11 protein-coding genes are annotated in these 12,154 nt (G+C 47.1%); 2 read left to right on the top strand and 9 right to left on the bottom strand.

All coding sequences use genetic code 11. The features are described 5' to 3' along the window. Positions 1 to 149: 149 nt before the first annotated feature. From MKX59_RS07480 to cymR, 4 genes are all read right to left on the bottom strand, one after another. Entirely contained in the window at positions 150 to 362 is a 213-nt protein-coding gene (locus tag MKX59_RS07480) for a hypothetical protein (protein WP_013311529.1), read from the bottom strand. Positions 363 to 372: 10 nt separating this feature from the next. Next, the gene (locus MKX59_RS07475) at positions 373 to 894 is read right to left on the bottom strand and encodes a PRC-barrel domain-containing protein (RefSeq protein WP_013311530.1); all 522 of its coding nucleotides are present in this window, start codon (positions 892 to 894) and stop codon (positions 373 to 375) included. A gap of 135 nt (positions 895 to 1,029) precedes the next feature. Beyond that, on the bottom strand, positions 1,030 to 2,181 hold the full coding sequence (locus MKX59_RS07470) for a cysteine desulfurase family protein (protein WP_053325958.1): 1,152 nt from the start codon (positions 2,179 to 2,181) through the stop codon (positions 1,030 to 1,032). 11 nt (positions 2,182 to 2,192) lie between these two features. Then, positions 2,193 to 2,612: a cysteine metabolism transcriptional regulator CymR gene (gene cymR, locus MKX59_RS07465; protein WP_013311532.1), complete on the bottom strand. Its 420-nt coding sequence runs from the start codon at positions 2,610 to 2,612 to the stop codon at positions 2,193 to 2,195. A 304-nt stretch (positions 2,613 to 2,916) separates the two neighbouring features. On the opposite strand from cymR, the gene mnmA reads away from it, so the two are divergent. Together mnmA and MKX59_RS07455 are read left to right on the top strand one after the other, a co-directional pair. After that, positions 2,917 to 4,038, top strand: coding sequence for a tRNA 2-thiouridine(34) synthase MnmA (gene mnmA / locus MKX59_RS07460; protein WP_023989910.1), 1,122 nt, complete (start codon positions 2,917 to 2,919; stop codon positions 4,036 to 4,038). A 402-nt stretch (positions 4,039 to 4,440) separates the two neighbouring features. Further along, on the top strand, positions 4,441 to 5,271 hold the full coding sequence (locus tag MKX59_RS07455) for a PPK2 family polyphosphate kinase (protein ID WP_023989912.1): 831 nt from the start codon (positions 4,441 to 4,443) through the stop codon (positions 5,269 to 5,271). Positions 5,272 to 5,386: 115 nt separating this feature from the next. Here MKX59_RS07455 and crcB (MKX59_RS07450) read toward each other — a convergent pair whose 3' ends face one another. The 5 genes from crcB (MKX59_RS07450) to MKX59_RS07430 all read right to left on the bottom strand — a co-directional run bounded on the left by crcB (MKX59_RS07450) (position 5,387) and on the right by MKX59_RS07430 (position 12,094). After that, the gene (crcB, locus tag MKX59_RS07450; RefSeq protein WP_069079957.1) at positions 5,387 to 5,743 is read right to left on the bottom strand and encodes a fluoride efflux transporter CrcB; all 357 of its coding nucleotides are present in this window, start codon (positions 5,741 to 5,743) and stop codon (positions 5,387 to 5,389) included. After that, on the bottom strand, positions 5,740 to 6,141 hold the full coding sequence (gene crcB / locus MKX59_RS07445; protein WP_069079956.1) for a fluoride efflux transporter CrcB: 402 nt from the start codon (positions 6,139 to 6,141) through the stop codon (positions 5,740 to 5,742). Before crcB (MKX59_RS07445) ends, crcB (MKX59_RS07450) begins: the two co-directional genes overlap by 4 nt. 85 nt (positions 6,142 to 6,226) lie before the next feature. Beyond that, entirely contained in the window at positions 6,227 to 7,537 is a 1,311-nt protein-coding gene (locus MKX59_RS07440) for a replication-associated recombination protein A (RefSeq protein ID WP_023989915.1), read from the bottom strand. 359 nt (positions 7,538 to 7,896) lie between these two features. Further along, the gene (locus tag MKX59_RS07435; RefSeq protein ID WP_023989916.1) at positions 7,897 to 10,038 is read right to left on the bottom strand and encodes a HelD family protein; all 2,142 of its coding nucleotides are present in this window, start codon (positions 10,036 to 10,038) and stop codon (positions 7,897 to 7,899) included. 238 nt (positions 10,039 to 10,276) lie between these two features. Next, positions 10,277 to 12,094, bottom strand: a complete 1,818-nt coding sequence (locus tag MKX59_RS07430; protein WP_068941973.1) for an ABC transporter ATP-binding protein — start codon at positions 12,092 to 12,094, stop codon at positions 10,277 to 10,279. Positions 12,095 to 12,154 lie beyond the last annotated feature (60 nt).

Raw genomic sequence — 12,154 nt, 5'->3', positions numbered from 1 at the left:
CACAAAAACGGTATACAAAAGAGGGTGCCCCAGCCAATATGGCCGTTCGGGGCACCCTCTTCGTTGTTTTTATCAAGCATTATCCAACCTACTAAGCGTATGTAGATCACACCTCTTAGCAAGCAGCCTGTCCACTTTCGGTGTCAAGCTTAGGAAGAAGCATGAATTTGCGGCAAGTCCTGTTGTGCCATCTCATCTCCAAAGAATAGGTCGTCCAGCGAACTGAGCGTTCCATCCTCTTCCACTTGGTAGACAGACATTTTTTCACCATTCACCTGAAGTTCGATAAAGCATCCCCAGCAATAAAATTGATGGGAGCCGATTTTGCCGATATCTTTGGAATTACAATTCGGACATCTCAATAAACTCACCCTATCCATTAACAGAATATATGGCTTTTTCCAGACGCTGCTCGCTTAACGGGGGAACCATAACAGCATTTTCCCCGATGGACATATCTTCGGTGCAGGGCAGCCATTTCCGCCCCTCTATAATATCCGATACAAAACCATCGCTGATTTCCAAGCCTATTATGTTATTGCCCATTTCCTGGTCAAAATAAACATCCGAGATGTGCCCGAGCATAAGCCCTTCCTCTGTTAGCACGGATAGATCCTTCAGTTTACCGGGTCCAAGCAAGTACGTATGTTGTATATCATGGGCCTCCGTTTTACGGACAGCCTGCTGATTGCGAATCATGATCGCATCCTCACCGTAAGCAACGATGTCATCCCAAGCAACCATTTTCACGTGAGAAGAAAAAAGCCCTTTTCCTTCCAACTCGATCCCTGTGATCCGCCAATCAGCTGTCACCATAAAGTCATGTATTTTACCAATCTGCTTCCCGTCCTCCACATCGAAAACGGCAAGTCCGATCATATCTTGAAGCTTCATATATAGGGTACCTCCTCATTCTGCAATCCGAACGAAGGTGCGGTCCTTTTCCTACATGCCTGTCAGACCTTGCTTCCGTTCATGCAATGAAATGGAAAACCGCCCCTCCCTTCTTATTAAAATGCGGAGAAATCCCTAGTACCTAGTACGCAGCCGCTTCCATATGGTTTCAATTTTCTTGGCCGTGTATTCCATTTCTTCCGTAGTATTACCCAAACCGAAGCTAAACCGAATCGCTGAATGTAAAACATCTTCAGGAAGATCCATCGCCTGCAATACATGCGATAGCTCTAGAGATCCGGAAGTACAGGCTGATCCGCTTGCTACTGCGATTCCTTCCATGTCAAGGTTCATCAGCATGGTCTCTGTACCAATGGCCGGAAAGCTAACATTAAGGACATTAGGTAAAGAATGATCAGGATCACCGTTAATTACAAAATTTTGGCTACCCAGAGTGTCTTCCAACCCTTTAAGCAGTGTCTGGCGAAGAACCGTATCGTGCACCCCACGCTCCTCAATGGAAGCATTAGCTAGAGTTGCGGCTTTAGCCAGACCCGCAATACCGGCGATGTTTTCTGTCCCGGCACGGCGTTTCTTTTCCTGAAGTCCCCCATGCATTAGCGGCTGAATGCGTGTACCTTGGCGGATATATAATGCACCCACCCCTTGTGGTCCGTTAATCTTATGACCCGACACACTCAGTAAGTCAATTGGGAGATTCCGGCAGTCGATGGATATATGACCGTAAGCTTGAACCGCATCTACATGGAATACAATGCCATGTTCTCTCGCAATCTGCCCTACTTCTGAGATCGGCTGAATGACGCCCACCTCATTGTTGGCATACATCATGCTGATCAAAAAAGTGTCCGGACGAATGGCAGCCTCGATATCCGCAGGGTTCACGCGTCCAAAACCGTTGACCGGGACATAAGTCACCTCATACCCCGCTTTTTCCAGCTCATCACAAGCATGAAGCACTGCGTGATGTTCAACCGCGGTTGTAATCATATGCCCGGAAGTACGGCCGTCTGCCGTAGCCGTCCCAAACAGGGCCAGATTATCGCTTTCTGTCCCTCCGCTCGTAAATATAATTTCTTCAGGCTTGCAGCCCAAAGAGGCCGCAACGGCATCCCGAGCAGCGCTGACGGTGCGCTTGGCATCGCGGCCAAAGGCATGAACGCTCGAAGCGTTGCCATATTGGCCGGTCATGATGTCCATCATAGTCTGCGCAACCTCAGGATGCATAGGAGTCGATGCGGCATGATCCAGATAAATTCTGTTCATGTTAATCCACCTCAAATATAGAACATGTAATTGTCCAATTCATCATGTTCTTGGTATGTGATCAAGTCCTTAAGTGTAGTAGAATCCAACACTTCAGCGATGCTGTCACGAATCCGCAGCCACAGCTGACGTTTTGCCGGATCGTCTTCTTCCGTGAAATCTACCGGAGATATCGGACCTTCCAGTACACGAATGATGTCTCCCGCTGTTACTCCTGCCGGTTCATTCGCCAAAATATAACCGCCGTAAGCACCACGGATACTTTTTACCAAACCTGCATTACGCAAAGGCGCGATGAGCTGTTCCAGATAATGCTCTGACAACTGATTTTTTTCGGCAATACTTTTCAAAGAAGTTGGACCTTCGCCAAACCTGGCTGCAAGTTCCATCATAATGGTCAGGCCATAACGGCCCTTCGTTGATATTTTCAATTGTGCCACCTCACTTATAGTAACAATTCCGTTAAACACGCGGAATAACTGGTGTTGTAAACCTCTCTATTCCGATCCTAACCCTCAGCTTATGTTAACATATTAGGGCAGGTAAAGGGAAACATTACGGTAACAATCTTAAAAAAAGTTGCTTTCGAGCGATTTGGAACAGCTTTAGCCCATTTTATATAGCTTTCTTCCATCGTTCGCCGTGTCGTTTGATCGTCCAAACATCGTATCTTATTATCGTTTATGTTACAATAGGTGGGTTCTACAACAATATTGAAAGAATTGGGTGATGACCATGGCTAAAGCCAATCATGAAACCCGTGTCGTCGTCGGGATGTCCGGTGGCGTCGACTCATCCGTTACCGCGCTGCTGCTGAAGGAGCAGGGCTATGACGTAATCGGCATCTTCATGAAAAACTGGGATGACACGGATGAATTTGGCCGTTGTACGGCTGAGGAGGATGCGGAGGATGTGCGCCGCGTCTGTGAACAGATCGACATTCCTTACTATACCGTCAATTTTGAGAAAGAATACTTCGATAAAGTATTCTCCTATTTTCTTGATGAATATAAAGCTGGACGCACACCCAACCCGGATGTCATGTGTAACCGTGAAATTAAATTCGGCGAGTTTCTAAATAAAGCGCTGGATTTGGGAGCAGATTATGTTGCTACTGGACATTATGCACGGGTTGTGGAAGAAGACGGGCACTTTACTTTGCTGCGAGGTGTGGATAGCAACAAGGATCAGACTTATTTCCTAAATGCATTAAGCCAAACACAGTTGTCCCGAGCCATGTTCCCTATCGGTCATCTGCCGAAACCAGAAGTGCGTAAAATTGCGGAAGCTGCAGGACTGTATACGGCCAAGAAGAAAGACAGCACAGGCGTATGCTTTATCGGCGAGCGTAATTTCAAGGAGTTTCTGAGTGGATATCTGCCTGCAAAAGGTGGAGATATGGTGGATATCGCTACTGGTGAAGTCAAAGGACGCCACGATGGTCTGATGTACTATACACTGGGTCAACGACAAGGCTTGGGCATTGGCGGCTCAGGTTCAGGCGAACCGTGGTTCGTAGCGGATAAGGATCTGGAGAAGAATATTCTGTATGTGGTACAAGGTGATCGTCACCACAGTCTGTATTCTACCAGCCTGATTGCAACGGACGTGAACTGGATTGAAGGCGCAGATACTCGTCCGACCAGCGAATTCCGTTGCACAGCCAAGTTCCGTTATCGCCAACCTGATCAGCAAGTAACTTTACAATGGCTTGCGGATGGAACCGTGCATGTCATATTCGATGTACATCAAAAGGCCATTACGCCTGGACAAGCTGTTGTATTTTACGACGGAGAACGCTGTCTGGGTGGCGGAACCATTGATAAGGTTGAAAAACTTCAGCCTGAAACAGTTTAAATAAAATGACCATTTTGCATTGATATAGCAGGGAATTAAAAAAGTCGTCTCTCCAGATTTGGGAGGCGACTTTTTTAATGAAAGATGTTTTTAGTAATGGCTTGTAAAGAATTGATAATCTGCTCTTTATGATGTCTGTCATGCTGGACAAACATTCCTTGCAAAAAATTTTCCATGGTGTATGCACGTCCCTTTTTTAATCCATTGGTATGCTTCCCATTTAAAATAGGAACCGTCATATTTAAATAAGATCGCTACAATGGACTTCTAACTTCTTCCCTATGTAATCCTTTTCGAATTAACTTGAAAGACCATTAATACATAAGGAACTTTTGATAACATCCTCATTTGGGTATATGATGTAGACAAGATCATACTTCAATTGAAAAGGAGCGTGCCTTTATGTCTGATTCATTAGGAATGCTGACACCGGGTAAAAAAGTTTCTTTGAAAGAATGGGACCCCAAGGATACAAAAAATATCAAAAATAAAGAAGAAATCCGACTGGAAACAGATCAATTGAAGGAACGCTTCACGGAATTACAAAGCAAATTATTTACAGAGAAAAAACAATCCGTTTTGTTTGTATTTCAGGGTATGGATTGCAGCGGCAAAGATGGCGTCATCAAACAGGTATTTTCCAACCTTAACCCTGCGGGGGTGACTGTCCACAGCTTTAAATCACCTACGGCTGAGGAATTGAGTCATGATTTCTTATGGCGTGCTCATAGCGTTACCCCAGGACGTGGATATATTGCAGCATTTAACCGTTCTTATTACGAGGATGTGCTGATTACACGTGTTCACGGACAGATATCCGATAAGCAGGCCAAACGGAATATTAAGCATATCAAGCATTTTGAACAGTTGTTGCTGGATAATGGTGTAAAGGTGGTTAAAATCTTTTTACATATTTCAAAGCAATTTCAGTTAGAAAAGCTGATCGACCGGATTGAAAAGCCTCACAAAAACTGGAAACTCGATCCAAGTGACTTGCAGGAACGAAAATTTTGGAAGCAATATACCCAGTATTATGAGGATGTATTAGAGCTAAGCGCAACCAAACAAGCTCCTTGGTATGTCGTTCCTTCAGACAACCGTTGGTATAGGGATTATACTGTGCTACGGATTGCCGTCCAAACGCTGGAGGAAATGAAGTTGTCTGATCCTGATCCAAGACCTGAACTTGAATCCCTTTTACCTGAATTGTACAAAGAACGAGATAAAAAATAGCTGTATAGGTACAGCACTAAGCTTCCAAAACCGTATCACGGCTGAAAATGCCTTGAGTACGGGATTGGAAGCTTTTTATTGCATTTTTACGTGTTATTTCGAAAATGCATAAAGCTTAACTGACTCTGTACCCGATAGCCGCAGCTACAACTCCTACCACGACAGAGGACAGTACATACGTAGCCATGCGTCGGTATTCTTTACGCTCCATCAGTTGAAGAGATTCATAGCCAAATGTGGAAAAGGTGGTGTAGCCGCCACAAAAGCCTGTTCCTAGCAGCATCCAGAGTGCAGGAGACAAATGGTTTTGCGTAAACTCGCCATAGAGCCAGCCTAGCAGCAATGAACCGCTGACGTTAATGATCCACGTCCCCCACGGAAATGCGGTACCAAACCTCTTTCCGGCCCACATGCCAAGCCCGTATCTCGCCAGTGTACCCACGATACCGCCTGCCGCTGCCCACCAGATCATAAGCGTTCCTCCTTGGGAGCAGCCTGCGTCATTTTTGAACCTAGGCGGATACCTGTCCATGTCAAAAACAGCCCTCCGCCTACGCTAAGCAGCAGGTACAACACAGCCGTCAGCATACGATCGTGAACCGTGAGGCGGACAGCATCCACTGCAAAGGTGGAAAAGGTGGTAAAGCCCCCTGTAAAGCCTGTTCCGATGGCAAGTCGCAATCGCGGCTTGATCCGCCATGATCGCAAGGTTACCGTAAAGAACCAACCCAGAAACAGGCAGCCGATCCAATTGATTAGCAGCACACCAAGTGGAAAATCCGCACCCGCCGCAGGCAACAGCGATTGCAGGCCATAACGGGTAGAGGTTCCAAGCGCTCCGCCCGCAGCAACGAATAGCACGTCTTTCATCTTTTTATCCCCTTCTTCGCTCTTGCACGATCATGGTGTAACGTGACGATATCGTACACACTCTGTATATGAAGTCGCACATATATTAAGACTGTGAATCCCGCCACCGCTGGTTTTGCCTGATTTTGGACTCATTCCCCTGCTCAGTAGCCTGATAGAAGGTTTGGTCTGCTATCGAATCGGGCAAATATTGCTGCTTCACATAATGATTCGGATAATTATGTGGATATTGATAGCCAACATGACCGAGCTTTTCCGAGCCTTTGTAGTGTGCGTCACGCAAATGGAGTGGCACCTCGGCCGATTTGATATCGTCCATAGCCGACATGGCCCGTGAAATCGCTGTATATACGGCATTCGATTTGGGGCTTTCCACGGCAAACAAAATGGCCTGTGCAATATTCAGTTTGGCCTCGGGCCAGCCGTTATTGCGATAAGCTTCAAGCGCACTCACCGCTTGCACCATTGCCTGCGGGTTCGCCAGGCCAATGTCCTCACTGCTCGCCGCGATGAGGCGGCGGATAAAGGTCATCGGGTCCATGCCGAGCTTTTCTACGGCGTACAGGAACCAGAATAGCGCGGCGTCGCTAGAGCCGCGAATGCTTTTGTGAAAGGCCGACAGCACGTCATACTGCGTGGATTCATCTGCTTTGACAATCGGGCGGCGAATGGATTCCTCTGCGACTTCCAGTGTCACGTGAATCGTGCCGTCTGCCAGCGGAGGCGTCGTGAGCGCCGCCAGTTCTAGCGCGTTCAAAGCGCGGCGGATATCACCGTTCGCCATGGACGCGATGTGAGCCAGTGCAGCTTCATCTACCTGAAGCTGCATGTAGCCGAGCCCTTTGTCCGCATCACTCAAGGCGCGGCGCATAGCAGCCAGCGAATGCTCCTGCGTTAGCGCTTCAAGCTGGAACAGCGTAGAACGGCTCATTAAAGCGCCGTTGACGTAGTGAAAGGGATTTTCAGTCGTGGCGCCAATAAACACGATCGTGCCCTTTTCCACCGCAGGCAGCAGTGCATCCTGACGTGAACTGTTAAACCGATGTACCTCGTCGAGAAACAAAATAGTTTTTTTGCCATACATCGATTTATTCGTCTGTGCACGGTCAATGACTTCTCTTACGTCTTTCACAGATGCTTCTACAGCATTCAGACGTACAAAATCGCCTTGCGTGTGTTGCGAGATGATATGTGCCAGCGTTGTTTTGCCGCACCCCGGTGGTCCGTACAACAAAATAGAAGAGACCTGATCTGCCTCTATAGCTCTTCGCAGCAGCTTACCCGGACCCACAACATGCTCCTGTCCAATATATTCATCCAGCGAAGTCGGACGCAAGCGATCCGCAAGCAACCGATTGCTTGGCGTTGACTCTTGGGAATATGAAAATAAGTCCATTTCATTCACTTCCTTATGGTTTATGAACGAACACTTTCTCTTTTTCTTCGAAACCTACTATATTATGTTCGCTCATACGGTTAAAAATCATGAAAATTCAAGTCATCTATAATCCTGATACAGTGTAAACCGCCTCTTATTCTACCATATCCGTTAACAAGTTGCAGATAGCATGGTCACGGCACAGCTGTAGATCTCCAAGTCAGTCGCCCACAAAAAAAGAAAGAACAGCTTTAGACGAAAGATGAATTTCGTCGCTGTTCTTCGACTGACATGACTTCCTAATTTCCATCACTAAGATAAACAGTAAACAAAAAGGAATACAACAACTCAGGCGATGCTTTACAACGCTTTTCTGTTTACTCCGTCTGTGCCTGTACGTAACTAGGAAGTGAGCCATCATGCAATAGCCACAGCTCATGCAGCGCACGGGTACATCCTACATACAGCAGCTTGGCATCCCATGCCCGTTCTCCATAATGCTCATGGTCGGCATCCGCCACAATAACTGCATCGAACTCCAGACCTTTGGATAGGTACACAGGCAGTACCGACAATCCGCCTTCATATTGCTTTTTACCACCGTCAATCAAATTCACATCCAACCCCGCGCTTGTGAAAACCTCATGTAGCTCCACAGCCTCTTTTAAGGTACGGGTCAGCACAGAAACAGTACGATACTCCTTGGAGGACAGCTCTTTTAGAGCGGTGAGCAAACTCTGCTCACGCACCGATGAGTCGTAAGACATCGTACGCACCGGATCGCCACTACGAAATACCGGAACTGCCGTAATACCGCCGCGAACTCCCTGCTCCAAAATCGTGTTTGCAAATTCTATAATTTCCAAGGTTGATCTATAGCTCCGCGTAAGTGCAAAATACCCTGTATGTTCGGGCGCAAAAAGAGAACTCATTTCCTCCCACGCATGTACGCCACGATATTCATGAATGCCCTGCGATAAATCGCCCAGTATAGTGAAGGAATGCCCTTTCACGAACAAATCCAGCAATGCGATATGAAAAGGTGAAAAATCCTGCGCTTCATCAATGACCACATGGTCAAAACGTTGAGATGACTCTACCTCATGAATCAGCACGTGAAGATACACTAACGCAGTCAGATCTTCTTCACGGATAATCTGTTTTCGCAGGTCCGACTGTGTGGTCTTAAAAATAGCAGTCGGCAGAGAAGCCTTCATCTCCGCAGCCGTATCTGCGGGTAACCCTTTAGCTGCCTGAAAAAGCTGCTTATAGAGCGTCAGTGCGTCATATTGTGGCCATTTTTTAGCATATGCCTTTTCCCGTGTCCCTGCCTTTTTCTTGCGTTCCTTGAGCGCTGCCGCCGAAGGCGACTTTTTCAGTTCCATTTCAATCCAGCGGTGCACTCTTGCCAGCACACGCTCCTTCCGCTTCGCGAGCGGATAAGGCTTATATTCCTCATTAAACCAATTCAAAATCTCAGCTTGTGGCAGCACCGCTCCATCCCATGGTGAAAAATCCCCCTCGGGCACGGAGATGGGCTCCAGTCGTTCAACAAAAGCTTGAAGCAACTCCATAAAGTGAACCGAGCCCTTGAATCTTCCCGGCGCCTCATCCATGGATTCCTTTCTCAGACTGCCACTCTCAAACCAATAAGATAATGTTTCGGCAGGATCAGCCAAAGGTAAATCCAAACCCAATAAGTCCAGTGCCCAGTCTGCAAATGTACTTTGCTGAATATTCCCGACCCCCAGCTCTGGAAGTACATCTGAAATATAGTCAAGGAACATATGGTTTGGTGCGAAAATTACCATTTTGTCCGCTGATACCTGATCCTTGTATTGATACAGCAAAAATGCGAGACGATGCAGCGCTACCGTCGTCTTGCCACTACCCGCTACCCCCTGAATAACGAGGGCTGTATTTTTGGCCGCGCGGATGATCTGATCCTGCTCCGCCTGAATGGTAGACACGATATCCCGTAAACGGTTATCCTTGTTTTCTCCCAAACGATAAACGAGAAACTCATCAGAAACGGCAGGCTCGTCGCTTTCACGATTATATGTATCGGCTACCCGTTCCAGGATTTTTTTCCGAATGACAACATTACGCTTCAGATAGACCAAGCCCTCAATGGTTCCCTCAGGAGCTTCGTAAGACGCGGTTTCTTCACCACCTGTAAACGAATAAAACAAGCTGGCAATCGGTGCACGCCAATCAATCACCAGCGGATACGCTGACGTTTCTTCACGCTCCACTCCAATTTTACCGATATAAAGTGGCTTCCGCTGCCCTCTGCCACGCTCGTCAAAATCCATACGACCAAAATAAGGCTCCTGTGAGCTTTTGGCCAAAGCCTGACGTTTTTCCTCCCGTGCCGATTCCAGCACTTGCTCCGTAAAATCATGCCCGGTGTACACCGGCGTATTGCGAAGCCGTTCCAATCTCCGATCAATTTCCTCCATAGCAAGCGACAGCCTATGCTGTTCTTCTTGATAGGCACTTTGAAACTCATTCTCCATTTCAGTTACCTCCTAAGAATATCAAGTCTCGATTTCTGCATCGCATTCACTTGCTCCGACACAAAAAAAGGAAAGTAAGCGTAACACATTTAACCATAAAAATCCAACCTTATTTCCTAATACGCCTTTTTCCCTATTCTTTTACAAAAGTATGAAGCTTTGCGGCACCAGTGGAGCGTGTGATTTGAATCCGAAGAAGCGGAGCGATCGGAGGATCAAATCACACGCGAAGCGGCCTCTAATACTCCATACTTCTTTCCCCCATCTCCACAAACTGCTTTTGAGCCAGCTCACGGTACACCTGATGGGACTCTAATAACTCAGCATGAGTTCCTGCACCGGTCACCTTGCCCTTGTCCAACACGATAATCTGATCGGAGTGAACCACTGTAGACAAACGATGAGCAATGACAATCGTCGTGCGTCCCTCCATCAAGTTCGCTAGGGCCTTCTGTACCTCATGCTCAGATGAGCTGTCCAGACTAGATGTAGCCTCATCCAGCATGAGAATGTCAGGGCTACGAAGAAGCGCACGCGCAATAGCGATCCGTTGACGCTGCCCTCCAGACAGCTTCATTCCCCGTTCTCCCACCTCAGTGTTGTAGCCTTGAGGTAGATCCATAATAAATGTATCCGCATACGCCATCGTGGCTGCTCGTCTCACTTCTTCCAAGTCAGCTTCGCGCCCCAAGCCATATGTAATGTTATCTCTGACCGTTCCGGTCATCATTGAGCTTTCCTGCGATACATAACCAATTTTGGAGCGCCAGGAGGAAAGTGTATATGACGATATCGGTTCGTCTCCATAACGAATTTCCCCTGTATCCGGCACATAAAAGCGTTCCAACAATGAAAACAAGGTGGACTTCCCACTTCCACTCGGTCCCACGAATGCTGTCGTCCGGTTAGCCGGGATGACCAAGTTCGCATTATGAAGGACCTCTTCACCTTCAGTATAGGAAAAGGCAACATCACGAAGTATAATATCTCTGCTCTCTTTTGCCGCTTCCTGCTTCAACTCGAGCGGTTCCTCTTCATGATCTAAAATCGTCTGAATCCGTTCAGTAGCCCCAACCACCTTTTGTAGTCGTGAATACAGGGTCGTGAATTGTGCCATCGGTGTGATCACCTGAAACAGCAGCAAAATAAAAGCCACCAAATCCCCAGCGGTCAGCACACCCGATGCGACACGAACACCACCAACACCCAATATAATGACCAGCACTGCAGTCAACAAGAAGGTAGAAATGGGACCTACAAGGGCTAGGATGCGTGACTCTTGCAAACCGAAGCGGAACATCCGGTAAATACGATCCTCACCGGCCTGAGCCTCTCTGCTTTCGGTTCCGTAGGCCTTCACCAGTCTGATTTCGCCGATAACCTGACTCAACACTGAGGTCAGATCTGCCATCTCATCCTGCTGTTTTTTGGAGATACGGTACATTTTTCTGCCTACAGGAAATAAAATTAGGGCTGTTAGCGGAACAATAGCCATAATAATGAGCGTCATCACCCAATCCAGATAAAATAACAATGCAATACCACCAATAATTGCAATCACATTAGAAATCAGATTGACTAGATACTCCGTAATTAAGTTCATAATCAGGCTTGTATCATTGGTGACGCGACTCATCGTATCTCCTGACCGATTTCGATCAAAGTAAGGGATAGGTAGAGATAAGATTTTATGCCATAAGCGTTTGCGCAAATTAGCCACAATCTTATGCCCAGCATAGTTCAACATATAGATAGAAACCGCCGAAGCCACCGCTTGAAGCACAAAAGCGCCAAGCAGACCAACAATGACCATACGGTTTAATGAAGAAAAGGTCAAGCCATCAATCAACCCTTTGGTCATCATGGGTACGATTAAACCAGCAGTGGTCTGAATCAGCGTCAGAATCAGGGCGATGATCAGAATGGCCTTGGGCGGATGCGCACTCGCAATCAATTTGATAAACCGCCCCATGCCAGCCTTATCGGGTCTTTTACCCGGCTTTTCCTTCATCCGGCCCTCCTGCTCATCTCGGTGTATATGATGTTCTTTTTCCATATACCATCAACCTCGCTTCCTGTCTGACCATTCTTGTTCAAACAACAACACCCGCGCTCT

It is taken from the genome of Paenibacillus sp. FSL R7-0340 (assembly GCF_038002205.1).
In the GTDB taxonomy this organism is placed as follows: domain Bacteria; phylum Bacillota; class Bacilli; order Paenibacillales; family Paenibacillaceae; genus Paenibacillus; species Paenibacillus polymyxa_B.
This window is presented reverse-complemented; position numbering and strand designations above follow the sequence as displayed.